The organism is Neisseria sp. P0014.S009 (assembly GCF_051958155.1).
In the GTDB taxonomy this organism is placed as follows: domain Bacteria; phylum Pseudomonadota; class Gammaproteobacteria; order Burkholderiales; family Neisseriaceae; genus Neisseria; species Neisseria flavescens_C.
Genome location: NZ_JBQCVS010000004.1, coordinates 30,613 through 48,994 on the forward strand (window position 1 = coordinate 30,613; position 18,382 = coordinate 48,994).

At 49.0% G+C, this 18,382-nt stretch carries 17 protein-coding genes; 6 read left to right on the forward strand and 11 right to left on the reverse strand.

Annotation, left to right across the window (positions count from 1 at the left end; genetic code table 11):
• Positions 1–21 precede the first annotated feature (21 nt).
• Complete coding sequence (locus ACTHS4_RS04600) at positions 22–1,155, forward strand: AAA family ATPase (RefSeq protein ID WP_070826923.1); 1,134 nt, start codon at positions 22–24, stop codon at positions 1,153–1,155.
• Between the two features lie 98 nt (positions 1,156–1,253).
• On the opposite strand, the gene ACTHS4_RS04605 is transcribed toward ACTHS4_RS04600, so the two are convergent.
• The 11 genes from ACTHS4_RS04605 to ACTHS4_RS04655 all read right to left on the reverse strand — a co-directional run bounded on the left by ACTHS4_RS04605 (position 1,254) and on the right by ACTHS4_RS04655 (position 11,278).
• Positions 1,254–1,559 (reverse strand): hypothetical protein, encoded by a 306-nt coding sequence (locus ACTHS4_RS04605; RefSeq protein ID WP_070585645.1) that lies wholly within the window; start codon positions 1,557–1,559, stop codon positions 1,254–1,256.
• Between the two features lie 24 nt (positions 1,560–1,583).
• Entirely contained in the window at positions 1,584–2,474 is an 891-nt protein-coding gene (locus ACTHS4_RS04610) for an NAD(+) kinase (RefSeq protein WP_039863638.1), read from the reverse strand.
• A gap of 27 nt (positions 2,475–2,501) precedes the next feature.
• Entirely contained in the window at positions 2,502–3,074 is a 573-nt protein-coding gene (locus ACTHS4_RS04615; protein WP_070826924.1) for a ubiquinone biosynthesis accessory factor UbiJ, read from the reverse strand.
• A 50-nt stretch (positions 3,075–3,124) separates the two neighbouring features.
• The gene (locus ACTHS4_RS04620; protein ID WP_049332491.1) at positions 3,125–3,898 is read right to left on the reverse strand and encodes a hypothetical protein; all 774 of its coding nucleotides are present in this window, start codon (positions 3,896–3,898) and stop codon (positions 3,125–3,127) included.
• Positions 3,899–3,987: 89 nt separating this feature from the next.
• Entirely contained in the window at positions 3,988–4,629 is a 642-nt protein-coding gene (locus ACTHS4_RS04625) for a TetR/AcrR family transcriptional regulator (protein ID WP_070826925.1), read from the reverse strand.
• An 18-nt stretch (positions 4,630–4,647) separates the two neighbouring features.
• Positions 4,648–5,688, reverse strand: coding sequence for a UDP-N-acetylmuramate dehydrogenase (gene murB / locus ACTHS4_RS04630; protein WP_070826926.1), 1,041 nt, complete (start codon positions 5,686–5,688; stop codon positions 4,648–4,650).
• Positions 5,689–5,758: 70 nt separating this feature from the next.
• Entirely contained in the window at positions 5,759–7,138 is a 1,380-nt protein-coding gene (locus tag ACTHS4_RS04635; protein ID WP_070764994.1) for an MATE family efflux transporter, read from the reverse strand.
• 103 nt (positions 7,139–7,241) lie between these two features.
• Positions 7,242–7,679 carry an acyl-CoA thioesterase gene (locus ACTHS4_RS04640; protein WP_440365547.1) on the reverse strand — a complete coding sequence of 146 codons (438 nt, stop codon included), beginning with the start codon at positions 7,677–7,679 and terminating at the stop codon, positions 7,242–7,244.
• Positions 7,680–7,705: 26 nt separating this feature from the next.
• On the reverse strand, positions 7,706–8,635 hold the full coding sequence (locus tag ACTHS4_RS04645) for an LpxL/LpxP family acyltransferase (RefSeq protein WP_440365548.1): 930 nt from the start codon (positions 8,633–8,635) through the stop codon (positions 7,706–7,708).
• 4 nt (positions 8,636–8,639) lie between these two features.
• Positions 8,640–9,365: a glycosyltransferase family 2 protein gene (locus ACTHS4_RS04650; RefSeq protein ID WP_440365549.1), complete on the reverse strand. Its 726-nt coding sequence runs from the start codon at positions 9,363–9,365 to the stop codon at positions 8,640–8,642.
• Between the two features lie 146 nt (positions 9,366–9,511).
• Positions 9,512–11,278: an ABC transporter ATP-binding protein/permease gene (locus ACTHS4_RS04655; protein ID WP_440365550.1), complete on the reverse strand. Its 1,767-nt coding sequence runs from the start codon at positions 11,276–11,278 to the stop codon at positions 9,512–9,514.
• Between the two features lie 232 nt (positions 11,279–11,510).
• Between ACTHS4_RS04655 and ACTHS4_RS04660 the strand changes: the two genes are divergently transcribed.
• The 5 genes from ACTHS4_RS04660 (at position 11,511) to ACTHS4_RS04680 (ending at position 18,343) form a co-directional block, all read left to right on the forward strand.
• Positions 11,511–13,835 (forward strand): TonB-dependent receptor, encoded by a 2,325-nt coding sequence (locus ACTHS4_RS04660; protein ID WP_440365551.1) that lies wholly within the window; start codon positions 11,511–11,513, stop codon positions 13,833–13,835.
• 199 nt (positions 13,836–14,034) lie between these two features.
• On the forward strand, positions 14,035–14,598 hold the full coding sequence (locus ACTHS4_RS04665; protein WP_440365552.1) for a peptidylprolyl isomerase: 564 nt from the start codon (positions 14,035–14,037) through the stop codon (positions 14,596–14,598).
• A gap of 122 nt (positions 14,599–14,720) precedes the next feature.
• Positions 14,721–15,578, forward strand: a complete 858-nt coding sequence (gene ygfZ, locus ACTHS4_RS04670; RefSeq protein WP_440365553.1) for a CAF17-like 4Fe-4S cluster assembly/insertion protein YgfZ — start codon at positions 14,721–14,723, stop codon at positions 15,576–15,578.
• A 537-nt stretch (positions 15,579–16,115) separates the two neighbouring features.
• Positions 16,116–17,267, forward strand: a complete 1,152-nt coding sequence (locus tag ACTHS4_RS04675; protein ID WP_002234134.1) for a DNA cytosine methyltransferase — start codon at positions 16,116–16,118, stop codon at positions 17,265–17,267.
• Between the two features lie 53 nt (positions 17,268–17,320).
• Positions 17,321–18,343 carry a restriction endonuclease gene (locus tag ACTHS4_RS04680; protein ID WP_440365554.1) on the forward strand — a complete coding sequence of 341 codons (1,023 nt, stop codon included), beginning with the start codon at positions 17,321–17,323 and terminating at the stop codon, positions 18,341–18,343.
• Positions 18,344–18,382: the final 39 nt, after the last annotated feature.

Sequence of the window (18,382 nt, forward strand, 5' to 3'; positions counted from 1 at the left end):
CCAATAATAAGAAAGACAATTATGTGGACATTTCCATATTACATACCCGGCCAACTTCCTGATTGGCAAGCCTTAGAACGTCGTTTCAGTTGGTTTGCCGATATGAAGGACGTTCCGCAAGACCCTGAGTGGCATGCCGAAGGCGACGTATTTACGCATACCAAAATGGTGTGCGAAGCCCTTTTACAACTGCCCGAGTTTCAAGCGCTTGATGAACAGGAGCAGCATATTCTGTTTGCTGCCGCCATGCTGCATGATGTGGAAAAACGCAGTACGACCAAGCGTGAAATTGAAAACGGCAAAGAGCGGATTGTCTCGCCGCATCACGCAAAAAAAGGCGAGCATACCGCCCGTACTTTGCTGTATACCGAACTTGCCGCTTCGTTTGCCGTAAGAGAAGTAATCGCCAAACTCGTGCGCTTGCACGGATTGCCCTTATGGGCGATTAACAAGCCTAATCCTGAGCGAGCCGTCATAGCTGCCAGTTTGCAGGTCAACACTGCACATCTTGCCATGCTTGCTAAAGCTGATGTACTGGGTCGTGTATGTTGCGACCAACAGGATATTTTGCTGCGCATTGATTTGTTTCGTGAACTCTGTGAAGAAAATGTTTGTTGGGGTAAGGCTCGTACTTTTGCCAGCGACTACGGACGCTATCTCTATCTTAACGGCCGTAGTGAAATGCCGGATTATCAGCCATTTGATGATCGAACCTTTGATGTGTATGCCATGTGTGCCATAGCAGGTAGCGGTAAAGACAGTTACATCAGGCAACATCTTGCCCATCTGCCCATGCTATCGCTGGATGAGATTCGCCGTGAACGCAAACTCAATCCTGCAGATTCCAAACATACCGCCGAAGCAGTGCGTTTGGGTAAAGAGCAGGCAAAAGAATACCTGCGAGCCCGTACGTCATTTGTCTTTAATGCGACCAATCTTAACCGCGACCTGCGCAGCAAATGGCTGCCGATGTTTGCCGATTACGGCGCACGCGTGCATCTCATTTATTTGGAAGTTCCTTACACGCAATTACTATCGCAAAACCGTAACCGCGAACATTCTGTGCCGAATGATGTGTTACACCGCATGATAGAAAAGCTGGAAATCCCTGATTACAGTGAAGCGCATATAGTGAATTTTGTGGTTTCTTCTTAAGAAAGTAAGAATCTTGTAATTAGGCCGTCTGAAACAATCCAATGTTTCAGACGGCCTTTGTATGGAATCAGAAATTGCTAGAGCTAAGACAAAGGTCTTTATTCGCAGCTCAAGTTTTTTGTTTTTTCAGCGAATGTATCCATGGCAATTTGGCACATGCGTTCACGTTGGCCTACATCGGCGGCAGGTAGGATTTGGCGCAGGTATTTTGTGTTGTCGCGTTGGAACGATGCTTTATCTCCTGCTTTTTGGTAACACGCATCTGCGCGGGTAAAGTATTGCTGACAGATTTTCGGTAACTCTTCAAAGGACAAGGGTTTGCTTTTATGCATGCCGTGTGCGGAGACGGAGAGGGAGGAAAGGGCACACAGCGCGATGATTAAGGTTTTTGAAATGGTTTTCATGGTAAGCCTGTTTATTGAAGTTGTTTAAATCAATTGTTCGCCCCAATGCAGCTTTTGGCGCAGGGTTTTGAAGTATTGGTAATCGGTGGGATGGAGGACACGCAAGGGGTTGTGATAGCGGCGGATGATGATGCGGTCGAAGTTTTGCACGTCGATATGGGATTGTCCGTCAAAGTGTGCGCGTGCGTCGCCGCTTTTGGTAATGAGGATTTCGATCACGCTGGTGTCGGAGATGGCAATCGGGCGGTTGGTCATGGATTGCGGGCAGATAGGCACAAGCGTGAAGGCGTGCAGGCCGGCTTGCATGATGGGGCCGCCGGCGGCAAGCGCGTAGGCAGTCGAACCTGTCGGCGTGGAAATAATCAGACCGTCCGAACGTTGGGTATAGACAAATTCTTGATTGATAAATACTTCAAATTCAATCATTTGACCTGCGCCACCACGAGACAGTACGGTGTCGTTGAGGGCGAGGGCGCGTTCGATGGTTTCGCCGTCACGAATGATGCTGGCTTCAATGAGGATGCGCTCTTCAGGCAGATATTTGCCTTCCAGTACGGGGCGGATGCCCTCAACCATGGTGTCGCGTGAGATTTGGGTAAGAAAGCCCAAGTGGCCTTGATTGATGCCGATGATGGGGACGGCGCGCGGGGCGACTTCGCGGGCGGCGGAGAGGAAGGTGCCGTCGCCGCCGAGTACAACAACGAGGTCGCAGTATTTGCCCAGCTGGGCTTTGTTTACGGTTTCGCAGTATGCGGAATCTTGGATATAGACGCAGTGTTCTTCTACGCTCAATTCATCTAGATAGATGGTAAAGCCGTTTTCGCGCAGAAAAGAAACCAATGTGTGGACGGTATCTTGAATTTCGGGCGTATTGGGACGTGTAACGATACCGATGTTTTTAAATGGGCTTTTCATGATAGTAGGCCGTCTGAAATTAAGTGTCTAATCTATCCAGATATCGCGCTCGAGGCGGTCGAGGCGTTCGTTTAGGCGGGCAACGTCGTCACGCAGTTTGTCCACTTCTTCCAACCATGCGGCAAGCGTGGCTTGGTCGATAACAGGGGATTCGGGTTCGCGTGAAAAGTCGCTGATTTGCTCGGCAATGCTTTTGCCGATTTTTTTCATGGTGCGGCCGATGTCGCCGGCGCGCGAACTGATGCTTTCTGCGGCCACATGGCCGAATACACGCGCCAAATCTTCGCTCGGATAATAGCGCAGTCCACCCAAAATAGGAAGGACGGACATACCCAATACCAAGTCGCCTTCGAGGCTGATGTCGCCCACGCCGGGCTGACCGCCTTGGAGGATTTTTTGGATGGCGCTGTTGTGGAATGTGATGTTGGTGTCGGCGGTTTCGTGTGCGGTTTCAAGAAGACCTTGTTCGCTGATGCGTCCGGTCAGTCTGAAACCGGTTAGGCTGATGCAGATGATACTGCCTGCAAATTCAGACAGCTCGCGCTGTTGCTCTGGATTTTGCTGTATCAGGTGGTTGATAAGGGGAAATAGGGCGGACATGGTTTACTCTAAATGCCGTCTGAAACGGATTAATGGGTTGAGTCGCAATTTTACAGGCTTAGCCCGTCTGCGCAAACGGTATTTACAATTTTGCCGTTGCTTTTGTCATCAACGATGAAATCAGGAGCCGGCAGCCCGAGTTTGGCCGCTTCGGCAGTATAAAATTCAGCCCGGCTTGGGTGACGGGGTTCGACAATATTGCGGATACGCTTGCCGTCAGCTTGGCAGGCCGTCTGAAAAAGGACTTGGACGGCCAAGTCTTTATGAAGAATATTGACGGGTTGATTGCCGCCTTGAATGCGTGTTTTTTGAACCAGCTTGGTAACGGGATGACGGTCGGCAGAATAAAGTCCGCCCAGTCGCAGTATGTCGATATGGGGGACGGCGCTTTCAAATAAGGCTTGCTCGATTGCGAGGATTTGACGGGCGGATTCGGCTTGCGGATCGGGCGGCGTGGTTTCATCGCATATGCGTGCTTGGTCGCCATACACGCTGGTGCTGCTGGTAAAGATGATGTGTTGTACCTTAGATTGCTCGGCAAGTTGAATCCATTTTTTCAGGGTATCGGCGTAATGGTTTAATGACGAAGGCGGAAGCAGGCAGAACCATGCCGGCTTGTTGATATGGTTTTGCCATAAAGTCGAACTGTGAAAAATATCGTTTTGGTTTAAATCGATGATGTCGAGTTCAATCGGCAGATTGATGTCGTCGGAGGTCAGGTTGCGTTTGATGGCGGCTACCTGACTGCCTTGTTCATAACATTTTTGCGCTAGCGGTAGGCCGAGATAGCCTAAGCCGAGAATGGAAATATCGGGAAGGTGCATAAATAAAGCATCCGAAAATTAACAGGCCGTCTGAAAATAGCTTTAACTTGGTTAAAGCCACGTTTTCAGACGGCCTTTGTATGGAAAAATCAATGGTTGCTGCCGATTTTTTGGTCGAATTTGGCACGGTGTTCCGGCAGGAGGTAAGGGCGCAACAGGCTGAGTGTGCGGCTGATGCCCCGTACTTTGGAATCTTCGGTCAACTTGGCGCGGCCGCGCAGGGAGCTGTCGAAGTCGAACCAGTATTTCGTCACCATCCACATATTGACGGCAAGGTCGTTCATGGCGGTTTGGTCTGCGCTGATGATGTTCAAGCCGTTGAGCTGGGTCAGCAGGTTGACCAACAGCGGGGAAACTTTGGCTTGGGTAAAGGTATTGTGTTCGCCCAATAATTCGGCACTGCGGGCAAGCAGGGTGTTCACATCGCTGAAAAGGAAACGGTATTCCCACATCACATCATAAATACCGGCCATGTAGTTGATGGAGTCTTCAACATTAGACGGCAATACGGCTTCGTTAAGGTAGGCAAGCAGGGCATCGCTGTAACGTTTAAACAATTGGACGATGATTTCGTCTTTGTTGCGGAAATGGTAGTAGAGGTTGCCTGGGCTGATGCCCAAGTGGGCGGCAATATGGTTAGTGCTGATATTGCGCTCGCCTTCTTCGTTGAACAAGGCGAGGCTGGCATTGATGATTCGTGTGTAAGTGTTGACTTTAGCAATGCGCGGCATGGGATACACTCCTTTGTTTTATAGGCTGTATGAAGTCGGCAGCCAGTTGGGTTCTGCGTGTAATTCTACCTGAAATTGAGTAAATACTGTATTACAAACATATTGTGCCAGCTGATGGACATCTTGCGCGGATGCATTGTTTTTATTCACCAAAACCAAAGCCTGTCTGTCATGCACTGCCGCATCGCCGATCTGATGGCCTTTCAGACGGCATTGGTCAATCAGCCAGCCGGCCGCGAGTTTGACCGAACCGTCAGGCTGCGGATAGCGTGGCATATTGGGGTATTGCTGTAACAAATCGGCAGCTTTTTCAGCGCTGACAACAGGGTTTTTAAAGAAACTTCCGACATTACCAAGTACGTTAGGATTAGGCAGTTTACTGTTGCGGATTGAACACACTGCGTCGGAAACATCTTTGGCTGTTGCTTCTCGGCCTTGGCTCAGTTCGGCAACCGCTGCCGCCAAATCGCCATAGCCCAAGTTCGGCACAAAATGCTCTTTCAACGCAAATACAACCGAAACAATCACATAACGGCCTTTGCCTTCCTGTTTGAACAGGCTTTCACGATAGGCAAAGTCACAGTCGGCATTGGAAAGCTCGACAAAGGTTTCCGTATCCAAATCAAAGCAGCGTACGCTATGGATAACATCTTTGACTTCAACGCCGTATGCACCGATGTTTTGTACCGGAGACGCGCCGACCGTGCCCGGAATCAGGCTGAGGTTTTCCAGCCCGCTTAAACCCAGTTCAACCGTATGCAAAACAAAATCATGCCAAATTTCCCCAGCCTGAGCTTCGATATAAACCAGGCCATCTGAACACTCAATTTCGCGTATTCCCTTGTTTTCCATATGCACAACCAGACCGGCGTAGTCCTCCATCAAAAGGATATTGCTGCCGCCGCCGAGCCATAAAACAGTATCTCGGTCGAACTCGGGCAGTCGGACGATGTCGCGCAACTCGTCGGAATGTTTTAGTGCAACAAATGCTTGGGCTTGGGTTTTCAGGCCGAAAGTGTTGTAAGGGGTAAGGTCGGTTTGGTATTGGATGGGTTGCATGGGTTTAACTTTAAAATAGGAATTCGTTGATTAAATGGCGCAATCATTGGAGAAAGACTGCTTGTATTTTTCAGACGGCCTTATGTGATTTGACCATCTCTTTACTGCAAAGCTCCAAGCACCATACCAATGCAATGGCGGCAATCGTCAGCGAAACGGTCAGCGCGGTCCAGAAGCCGTAAATACCCATATTGGCATGATAGGCAAGCAGGTAGCCGGGCAACAGGCCGCAGCCCCAGAAAGCCACGGCATGGATGAACATCGGCATTTTGGTCACTTTATAGCCACGCAGCGCATATGAAGCGATACATTGGGTGGCGTCTGCCAGTTGGAATAGGGAAGCGAAAAATAAAACGGTCGCGGCAATGCCTAATACGGCCGCATCGTTGGTGTACATACCGGCCAACTGAAAGCGAAAGATGACCAAGAGCAGTGCGGTACAGGTGGCAAGTACCCAGCCCAACACCAGCGACACGCCTGAAATATAACGCGCCCGCAAAAAATCGCGCCGTCCGAGTGAAAAGCCAACGCGTACCGTGCTTGCAGAGCCGACGCTTTGCGGAACCATATACAAGATGCCCGACAGGCTGATGACGACTTGTTGGGCGGCAACATAATCCTCGCCGAATGGTGCCACCAAAAAGACGATAAACGAAAACGCGCTGGCTTCTAAAAAATAAGACAAGCCGATGGGGGCGCCGATTTTCCAAATCTGTTTGAAAGCCGCCAAATCAGGTTTGCCGATTTTTGCCGTCAAACCAAACGGACGGAAGAATTTTTCTTTGGCAATATAAAGCCACAAAGCCAATGCGCTGAACCAAAATACCGCTGCCGTTGCTACGCCGCAACCTGCACCGCCCAAAGCAGGCATACCGAATTTGCCATAAACAAACACATAGTTGAGCGGCACATTCAACACAAATGCCGCAAAGCTGACCAACATAATCACGCGCGGACGGTTCAAGCTGGAGGCATAAGCGTGCAGGGCGCGGTGTATCATAGCGGCCGGCATTGCCAAGCTGGTAAAGAACATATATTGCGCCATCGTGTCTTCGACATAATCGTTCAATGTCAGCCAATGACGGAAAGGCATAATCATTGCCCACATCAACAGCATGCCGAATACGCCCAAACACAAGCCAAACCAAATGCCCTGCATTCCTGTTTTGCCGACTTCTTCGGTTTTACCTGCGCCGTACAGCTGGGCAATCATCGGGTTCAACGCCGCCATCACGCCCATAAAGGTAATGTAAATCGTTGAGAATGCGCTGCTGCCCAAAGCCACCGCGGCCAAATCTTCCTTACCTGCGCCACCGGCCATCACCGTATCGACAAAACCAATACCCACTTGCGCCACTTGGGCCAACAGCATAGGCAGGGCGAGGGCGGTAAGCAGGCGGGTTTCTTTTAAGAAAACAGGAAAGGCAAAGCGGTTGAGGTTCAGTAGCATAAGTGTGTGTGGATTGAGGATAAAGGCCGTCTGAAACAGAAACGTAAAATTATAAAGGGTAATGCTGATAAGCAGGCAATATGTTGTTTAATCGCTAAATTTTTCAGACGGCCTTAAATGTCGGATGTCTTTTTACTGCTTCCAACCAGCTGTCCGGCGTTTGAAACTGCATCAGGCCGTCTGAAAGCGATACTGCGGCTTGGGTAGTCGAAGCGCGAGTTAGTTTTTCGTTGGTTTCGGCATCGTAAATGGTGTAATCGATACGCAGGCAGCTTTCGATCTCGACGATGTCCATATCAACGCGGATTTTTTGGCCGAAACGGGCAGGGCGGATGTATTTGAGGTTCATCTGCACAATCGGCCAGCTGTACCCCTGCCGTCCCATTTCGTTGTAGTCGTAACCGATGGAAGACAAAAAAGCGCAACGTGCGGTTTCAAGGTATTTGACATAGTTGCCATGCCACACGATGTGCATGGCATCTACGTCAAAAAAAGGAACTTCGGTTTCAAAGCTGTGGTGGCAGTAGATGTGTTTTTTCATGGTTTAAAAGAGTGAGTGTGATGGTTTTAGACGGCGTCTTCGCCCCAAAAATCATAAAAATTGAACCATTGTAGCGGATTTTGCGCACATTCTTGCGCCAAAATGTCGGCAAAACCCTGCATCGCGTCTTTGACGGCAGCCTCACGGTTGCCGCGTTTCCAGTTGGAAGTATCGGTAAAGCGACGCAGTTTCAAATGATAGCGGCCGTTTTGTTTGACGCAAAACAGCGTGTTTACCTGCGTTTTTAGAAGCGAAGCCAACAGCCATGCACCTTGCGGCATAGGGGCGGTATGGCCTAAGAAATTAATGTCGGCGGTTTTCTCGCCGCGTACAGGCACGCGGTCGGCCGCGATGGCAATCCATTCGCCGTCTTCGATACGGTGGTTTAATTCCATCATCAGGGTGGTGTCCAAATCTGTCACCTGAATCAGACGGATATGATCTGCGCCGGCTTTTTGCAATGCCTCGTTAAATGCCTGAGCGTGTTTGCTGTGCACCAATACATTGAGTCTGAAATTTTTATGGTGCGACACCAGCGCACGGCAAACTTCGGTATTGCCCAAGTGTGAGCAGGCAAAAATCTGGCCGCGTTCGTTGCGCTTGACTTGTGAATAGATGTCGTCCGGATCTTCAATTACCAAATCTTCATAACGGATTTTGCGTTGCCACACGGCAAAACGGTCGCAAACTGCTTCGCCAAATGCGACGAATTGTTTGAATACGCTGTGTTTCGGCAGGACGATATGGGGAAAGGTCGTCTGAAGACGGGTTTGATAGCGTAAGACATGACGGCGCGGTTTGGGCGCGGTTGCATAAAAATACAGCACCACAAACCAAATGCACGGCCTCATGAAAAAAGCCGGCAGATAGCGCACCATCAGTGTGGTCAGAGCGAGAAACAAGCGGCTGCCGCGTTCGGGCTGCGCTGCCCAATGGGTTTGTTTATTGTCGGTCATGGTTTCAGACGGCCTTTCCAAAAACTTTACCCAATCGGTGTTTCAACATACCGAAAAATAGCCGTGTGTGCATTTTGCTGATGCGGACATTGTCAGCAAAGGCATCGAAGTGGGACACGCCGTCGGCGGCGTATTGGACGGGCGTTTTAATCCAAACCGGTTTGACGTCGCGCCAGTAGAGGCGGATAAGGATTTCCGTATCGAAGTCCATGCGGTCACCTACGGTTTCTTCACGGACGACGGACAGTGCGGGTGCAAGCGGATAGAGGCGGAAGCCGCACATGCCGTCTTTTATGTCGCATGACCAAGTGTGCAGCATATTCCAAAAGTCGGTAATTTTGCGTCCGTAAAGCCGTGCTTTGGGCGCATCATCGCCGTATTGCGGCCAGCCACAAACAACGGCTTCGGGATTTTGTTCTGCTGCAGCGAGGAGTTTGGGTGTGTCGCTCAAGCAGTGTTGACCGTCTGCATCGACCTGCAAGACGTGGGTATAGCCATGTTCTTGAGCGTATTCCAAGCCGGTTTTGACCGCTGCGCCTTTACCGCCGTTGATGGGACGGTAAAGGACATCAATGCCTTCTGAAACCAAAGCCTGCAATACAGGTTTGCATTCTTCGCGTGAACCGTCGTCCACAATTAAAACGTTTAAACCAAAGCCGCGCATGGTTTGGGCAACGTGGCTGATGGTGGTCGGGTGGTTGTAATGTGGAATGAGGGCCAGGGTATTCATAAATATTTTTTAGACGACGTTAACACAATGCAGAGTATAGCAAATAAACATGCCATGGCGTTTGAAAAGGCCGTCTGAAACGGCGATGACAAAATCGTTTGATTTCGTTTTTCACTGTTTCAGACGGCCTTTGGTATGCCATTAATTCAGCATTGTACATGACCGACATCGAGGCAAAAATCATGGAACTCGTTGAGCGTGCTGCGGTGGCCGATGCTGATGATGATGCTGTCGGGCAGTTTTTGTTTCAGTGCGCGGTAGAGCAGGGCCTCGGTCGGTTCGTCCAAAGCGGCGGTGGCTTCGTCGAGCAGGATGACTTTGGGCTGCGAGAGCAGGGCGCGGACGAAGGCGACGCGTTGTAGTTCACCCGGGGAGAGTTTGTGTTGCCAGTCATCAGATTTGTCTAATTTATCAACCAGATAACCTAATCGGCAGGTGTTCATGGCTTCGATCAGTTCCGGATGTTGTTTGTCGATGTCGGGGTAACAAATCGCATCGCGCAGGCTGCCTTGTGCCGTGTATGGGCGTTGCGGCAGGAAGAGGATGTCTTGATGCGGCGGATGGCTGACTTTACCGCTGCTGCCGAAAGGCCAAAGTCCTGCCAGCGTGCGTAGCAACGAAGTTTTGCCGCAACCGCTCGGGCCGCGTATCAGCAGGGAATTGCCGCTTTTGAGGTTAATATTGATACCGTCTAATAAAACTTCGCCGTTGTGACGGTATAGGGCAACGTTTTCTAAGATCAGGCCGTCTGAAACTTCGGTAAGGTCGGGTTGTCGTGCGGTGTGTTTTTCTTCCGTACTTAGCAAAAAGCCGTATAGACGCTCCAATCGGGCGCGGTAGGCGGTGAATTTGTTGTAGAACATCCGGAAGAAAGACAGCGCATTTTGCAGTCGTGCGAAAGCTTGGACGGTCTGCTGGATGTCGCCGATTTTGATTTGTCCGGCAAACAGGCGCGGAGCTTGCAAAATAATCGGGAAGAGTTTGATGCCGTTGGTGAACATATCGTTAAAGCCGCTCAGGCAGACGCTTTGTCGCGCAATGCGCCAACGGTTGCGGATAATGGCTTTAAAACGGTCGGAAAGCTGGTCGTGTTCGTGTTTTTCACCGCTGTAAAACGCCACGCTTTCGGCGTGGTCGCGTATGCGGATAAGAGAGTAACGGTAGTCGCCGTTGAGCTTTTCGTTCTCATAGTTGTAACGAATCAACGGGTTGCCTATCCACATGGCGATAAAGGTTGCCAAAATCACAAATATATAGACAAACCAAACGATGCCGTGCGGAATGTCGAAGCCGAACACGGTCAGGATGCCTGCCAAGCCCCACAAGACAACGGCAAATTCCAGCGAGGTAACGACTGAATTGACCATGCCGCGCACAAATTCTATGGTCGAAGCAATGAAATCCTGCGCGTCCTGTTGGATACGCTGGTCGATGTTGTCCGGCGCATGGCGGCGCATTTGCAGGCGGTAGTAGTTTTTGTCGCCAAGCCAGCGTGAAGTCAAAACTTCATTGAGCCGCTCCGACCATTTAATCGCCAAGCCTTGATCGAGAAAGTCGTTGACGACGTTGTTGAACGCCCGCACCAACACCACGCCTGCGTTCATCGCTGCAAACATCCAAAACGCAGAGGCGTTCAAATCCTGCATCGAGTCGTAAAGCCCTTTGGACATAAAGGTACTCAACACATTCAGCCGCACTTCGGTTAACAGCAGCGTAATCATCACCGTAATCAGCAGCAATACTTTAACTGCACTTTTCGGCGTCAGACACAGCCGCAGGATATAGCTAAACTCGCGCCCGAAGCGTGTATTGCGTGCAAAAAACAGAATGACCGCCGAGGCTGCGGCGACCATCAATAAGGTCTGCAATAGCCAAGACGGCGTGGAATAAAGCTCGATTTGCCATTTTTGCATGGGGTGTTCTCTGAAAGGAAGTAAAGGCCGTCTGAAAGGACGGCAAATTTATTTGACTATGGTAACTGTAATAATAGTTTTCTGAACTGTTGTATTTTTTGTGTTTACAAACGGTTCTTATTTGTTTTTGTGGAAAGCGGAAATCTTATCAAATATAATCGCAAAACCAAATTACTTTGTAATTTTTTACTCGATATAAGAATTATTAATATTTCAAACCAGAAGGTATTTTATGAACAGCAAATTAGCCCTGATGCCGCTTGTGGTTGCAAGTGCATTCGCCTACGCCGCCGATGAAGCCACTTCTGCTCCCGAAGCATATGCAGAAGTGCAGGAAGTCAAAGTCCACGCCGACGCCAAACGCGTGAAGGCCGCACGCTCTTATTCTATTGCCAGTGACGGAGATATGCGCGACCGTGTGAATTTGGGTGTGTTAGGTAAAGCCAACGCCTTTACCGCTCCGATTACTGTGGTCAATTACGACGAAAAAGCCCTCAACAACACCGAAGCGCGTACTTTGGTGGATGCCGTAGCGAAAAAAGACGCTTCGACTTGGCAGTTTGGCGGCGAAAGCAATACTTTGACCGGTCTGTACTTCCGCGGTTACCAACTTGATGCGCGCCAATTCAGCGTCAACGGCTTGGCCGGTATGTACGGTACGCAAGGCACGGCCAGCGTGCAAGTCGGCTCCGCGCAACTGATTAAAGGCGCGTCCACCGCCGTAAACGGTATGGATCCTGAAGGTGCGGTATCTGGTTCCGTCAATATCGAAACCAAAAAAGCCGCTGATGAAGGCAACCGCAAAATCGGTTTGGGCTGGTTCAGCAACAACCGCGCCCAAGGTACGTTCGACTTGGGTCAACGCTTCGGCGAAAACAAAGAATTCGGTGTGCGCGCCAACGGCAAACTGCGCCACGGCGATACCCCGCGCCACGGCTACAGCGAAGACAACAAAGAATTTGCATTGAATGCCGATTATCGCGGCGAAAAACTGCGCGTGGCGTTCGATTCCATCTACGCGAAACGCAAAACCAACGGTGGCCGCGCGCGTATGCAGGACATTCAAAACCTGCAAGGCCGTCTGTTTGATGCACCTGACGGTAAAACCAACCTGCTGCCTTCTTGGAACTGGCAAAACACCGTCGGCCAAACCAATATGCTGACGTTTGAATGGGACGCGTTTGACAATGCACAGATTACAGGCGGTATCGGCTACAACAAAGCGCGTTATTACGGTACGCTGATTTCTCCTACTGTATGTTTGAATGCCACCAGTACTTGTACCGATGCGCAAAACACAAACGCCAGCGGCAAAGTAACGGCCCGCAACTATGACTACAACACCGGTACGGCCCGTTTGACCGACCAATACTTCCGCACATTAAGTATGAACCTGTCTGCGCGAGGCGAATTTGAAACCGGCCCTGTAACGCACAACTGGAGTACGGCTTTTGACCGCGTTATCCGTCAACGTGCCACTACGCGCGGTTTGTCAGCAGGCAGCAGCAGCGCGAAAATTTCTGCAAGCGGCGATATTGCAGCGCAACTTGATTCTTTCCAACCGGACTATGCAACCGATTGGGAAAGCTCTGCCAATCTTGATGCCAATATCAAAGTCAACAGCTTAGCCTTGTCTGATACACTGGGCTTTGCCGACAACAAATACCGCCTGACCTTGGGCGGCCGCTATCAATATGTCGAATACACCGACAAGACACCGGCTCAAAAGGGTAAACCGGTTCAAAGCGGCGATGCCAAACGCTTCAGCCCGATGCTGATGGCCGCATGGGTGCCGCAACCTGATTTGGTCGTTTACGGCAACTACATGGAAGATTTGGAGCGTGCCGACATCAAAACCGATGATTCAGGCGAAACTACGATGTCCAAACCACGTGTCAGCCGTCAGTTTGAAGTCGGCGTGCGCAAAAACTGGGGTAATTTCGTGACCACGTTGAACGCGTTCCAAATCAAGCGTCCGGGCTACTGGCGCGGTCAGACCAATACCGACGGCAGCTTGACCTACGGCAACAATTCCGATTTTGCCCGCTATAAAGCGCAAGGCGGCGCGGCCGGCGACGAGCAAGGCATGGAACGTAATCGCGGTATTGAGTTCAATACCTATGCCAACTTGTTGAACAATACCTTGCGCCCAAGTTTTGGCTTGATGTATCTGCAATCAACCGTGAAGGATTATCCAAATTCGCGCGATATGCTGGTAAACGGCGTGCAAGTCGCCAATCCGCGCGTGATCGCCAAAGCGGGCGTGGAATGGGATACCCCGTTTGCCAAAGGCTTGACCCTGAACGGCAACGTTTCGTATTTCGGCAAGTCTTACCAAGACACGCAAAAACAATACGCCTTCCCGTCCTATACCTTGGTTGACGTAGGTGCGCGCTACAAAACCAAGCTCGGCAAAAACACCCTGACCGTCAGCAGCTCGGTAGAAAACCTGTTCAACAAAAACTACTGGCAGGTACAGCGCGGCAAATTCGACCGCAGCTTCGCCGTCGTCGGTATGCCGCGCACTTATTGGCTGAAAGCGGAGTTGGATTTCTAATCTGATTTCGGTTTGACCGTAATAGCAGGCCGTCTGAAAGGGAATGATAAAAAGCAAGAATTTGGTTTTTATCCCTTTTCAGACGGCCTGATTTGATTGCCTTATGTTTTTTGCTTGAAAAATCTTACATGTTTTTTATGGATTTCACGCGAAACAAGGTTAATATTCCATTTTCACACTACATCATTCGAGAAGACATATGAAAAAATCCATCAAACTGACCCTGTGCACCCTCGCACTCTCACTTTCCGTGCAGGCGCAAGCGGTTACCCATGCCGTGATTGAAACCAATATGGGCAACATCCAATTGGAGCTGGATGAAGTCAAAGCGCCGAAAACCGTGGCAAACTTTGTCAATTACGCCAAAAAAGGTTTTTACGACAACACGATTTTCCACCGCGTTATCGACAATTTTATGATTCAAGGCGGCGGATTTACCGAGAAAATGGTTCAAAAATCCACCGATAAAGCCATCACCAACGAAGCATACAACGGCTTGAAAAATAACGTCGGCACCATCGCCATGGCGCGCACCGGCGATCCGAATTCAGCAACCAGCCAGTTCTTTATCAATACGGCCGACAACGACTTTTTGAATTTCAAAAGCAAAACCCCTCAAGGCTACGGCTATGCCGTTTTCGGTAAAGTCACTTCCGGCATGGACGTGGTCCGTAAAATCAGCAAAGTGAAAACAGCGACACGCGGCTATCATCAAGACGTTCCAACCGAAGCCGTGATTATCCGTAAAGTCAGCATCAAATAATTTTGATTGCTTGAATCCAAACAACAGGCCGTCTGAAACATTCAGACGGCCTGAATTTATTTATTTGATAATAAGCGGCAATTTGGGCGATAATTCAGCATCTACAATTTAAGGAGTCGATTATGCAAACCCGCCTGCCTTTTTTCAGCGTTGTCCGTGTCAGCGGCGAAGACAGAGCTTCATTTCTTCATGGTCAATTATCCAACGATATTAATAATTTAGCTTCCGGTCAGGCATGTTACGCCACATACAATACGCCTAAAGGCCGTGTGTTGGCAAATATGCTGGTCGTCAATCGCGGAGAAGATTTACTGTTGGTCATGGCTCAAGATTTGACCGAAGCCATCGTCAAACGCTTGAGAATGTTTGTCTTGCGTGCAAAAGTCGTCTTCGAGCTGATGCCTGATTTGGCAGTAAGCGGCGAGTTGGCAGACAATGCAGAACCACATCCTGCTACCGAACCGCAATTGTCTTTCCCAGCCCAAATTCAAGCAAACGCCGTAGAAGTTACCTTGCCGCACACAGGCCGTCTGAAAATTTCAGCAGCCGAAAACGCAGCCGAATATCAGGCAGGAGCCGAAAACGCATGGAACCTGCACGAAATCCGCAGCGGCTATCCGTGGATTTGCGCCGCAACCAAAGAAGCGGCCGTTGCCCAAATGCTCAACCAACACGTCATCGGCGCAGTCCATTTCCGTAAAGGCTGCTACCCCGGCCAAGAAATCATCGCACGCGCCCAATACCGAGGCCAAGTCAAACGTGGTTTGGCCGTATTAAGCGGCGATTCTTTGGAAGCCGCCGGTATTGCCATCAAAGTCGGCGAGGAAGAAGCAGGCGTCATCCTCAACACCGCACTGACTGAACAAGGCAGCCTCAGTCTTGCCGTTATCAAGTTTTCCGCAGCAGAAGCAGCATTGACCGATGCAGACGGTAATGCTTTGAAACAGGAAGAACTGTTTTTTACGATTGAGAAAGATTGATATTAGATGACTGAATAAAAAGCTAAAATTTAAGCATTAATCAACTTAAAATGAAAACAAAAAGGCCGTCTGAAATTCAGACGGCCTTTGATATTGAGTTTTGTTGGTACATGACCCAAGCTGCGTTTGCTGCTGACTGGATTACGGCATGGTTTGGAATCATTCGGTAGCAACAAAAACCGCGTGCGTGCGTACCGCACATACCCTACACCTTAATCTTAAGGTTTGCGTTGCCCACAGGTAGGGTGTGTGGCGTAGCCACGCACGCGGTTGACAGGGGTGCTGGCTACGGCTTGCTGCCGCGTTTGCCGTATTTGTCGGCAAATTCGCCGTTGATGATGGCGGAAGTAGGAACTTGCATGATGGTTCTCCTTGTTTCGGGTTGGACGGTAGGGGGATTTTAGCGGAAAAAGGTCGTCTGAAAACGAGATTTTTGTTTTCAGACGGCCTGTAAACCTAAAGGTAGATTTTAAATCTTGGCTTAAATTATAAAAAACGCTAAAATAATGTCATTTATGAATGACTGAAAGATTAACCATGACCGAATTTGCACGAAAAAATTGGAACAAGTTAGCTGGAGATGCCATAAAAGCCAAAATGCATGAGCATGGAATTGGCTTTATACAATTATCAGAATTATTCTTGGAGCAAGGGGAAAGTGAAACGGCAAATGCAATTTGTAACAAAGTAAATAGAGGTACTTTTTCCCATGCTTTTTATCTTAAATGTATGGAGTTAATGACCAAACAGGAAAAGCAAGAAGACCGCGAAAAAAAATATAAAATTATTTCTTTATTTAGCGGTTGTGGCGGAATGGATTTGGGTTTTCTAGGGGGCTTTGAGTTTTTAAACCGTACTTATGACAAACATGATTTTGATATTATTTGGGCGAACGAAATCGACGAACACGCTGTTAGAACCTACCGCCACAACTTAGGAAATCACATTGTACATGGTGATATTTGGCAGCATTTGGATGAAATACCCACTAGCGCAGACATCATTATCGGTGGCTTTCCTTGTCAGGATATTTCTATTAATGGTAAAGGTGCAGGTATTTCAGGCAGCCGCAGCGGGCTGTATAAAGCCATGTTGTCTGCTGTTGAACGCGTTCGCCCCAAAATATTTGTTGCTGAAAATGTCAAAGGGCTACTGATGAAGCATCATCGGAAAGATTTGGAAACAGTGCTTTCAGATTTTCGCAATTTGGGTTATCAGGTAGATTACTACTTGCTGAATGCAGCCGATTACGGTGTTCCACAGACTCGGGAGCGAGTTATCATCGTTGGAAGGCTACCTGAAATTCCCGAAATACAGATTGAAAAAACAAATACCAGCAACAGCTATGTAACAGCTAGACAGGCTATAGGCGATTTGGTCGACAAAGTAGAAGACGAAATTGCCAACCATATTTGGAGTAGAGCAGAAAAAAGCCCCGATCAAGGTAGTCGAAAATTGGATGCCGAAAGGGCGGGCTACACTATTAGGGCAGAATGCCATGGAAACATACAGTGGCATTACGAATTACCCCGCCGCATCTCCATGCGTGAGGCGGCGCGCATCCAATCGTTTCCCGACAATTTTATTTTCCAGGCAAAATTGCGTGCCACAGAACGGCAAATTGGCAACGCCGTCCCTCCTGTTTTAGGGTGGCACATCGCCGCCGCCGTCAGTAAGGCACTTAAATAACCCTGTTAAATAAGATAAAATTACTACTTTATATTTTTAAGTGGTAATGCATTATGCTGACAAAAAAGGAGTTTGAGAAGTTTTTAGACGAGGTTTGCACCGTATTGAGGCAAGAGGCAAAAAACGCACCTTTCAAATCCCAAGATATTTTTGAAAACAGAGTTCGTGCGCTGTGCATTGCAAAAATTCCCGCTTATGCTGACATAGTTATCAATCCTGAACCTGTGCCGCAAATTTTCCCCGATGTTCCAATAGGGGAATATGGCGTAGAAGTCAAATTCACACTAAAAGATACTTGGCGCAGCGTAGCAAACAGTATCCAAGAGAAAAACAAAGCTGACGGTGTACAGCATATCTATGTGGTATTCGGAAAAATGGGGGGCATTCCCGATGTGAAATGGCAACTTTACGAAGATAGCGTAATTCATGTCCGCACATCGCATGTTCCGCGCTTTGAGGTAGAAATAGAATCTGATCGACCGTCTCTGTTTGAGGGTTTCGGTATTTCCTATGCTGAATTTGCCGATTTGGATATGCATGAAAAAATGGAATATATCCGAAAATATGCCCGTAACAGGCTGAAAGAAGGCGAGCGGTTATGGTGGATAGAAGACATTGACGCAGTAGACAGCCATGATCTGCCTTTGGAAGTGCGCCTTTACACTTCCCTGCCGCAGGAAGAAAAAATCCGCCTCCGAGCTGAAGCAGCATTAGTCTCCCCCCGTATTGTCTGCTCAGGCAGGGCGAAGCACAAATACGATAATGCCGTCCTGTATCTGGTTACCTATCGCGGTGTGCTTTGTCATCAGGCGCGGGACTTATTCAGTGCGGGCAGCGTTGCCAACTCGGCGGAAGACTACCGTGGCGGAAACTATGTAGAAAAATCTTTAAAATTGATTGAGCATGAAATTGAAAAAGCTGCTTTGGAAATGGATGATGCTCTAATTGTCGAATATTGGGGAGAAAGCGTCCCGACAGAAAAACGCCTAGAGTATTGGATTAAGATGTTGGATGATTTGGCAGATGGCTGGATACCTTCTGAATCGCTATTCAATGGTAGGTATAAAGCCAAATAAACTGACAGAGGCCGTCTGAAAATATCTTTCAGACGGCAT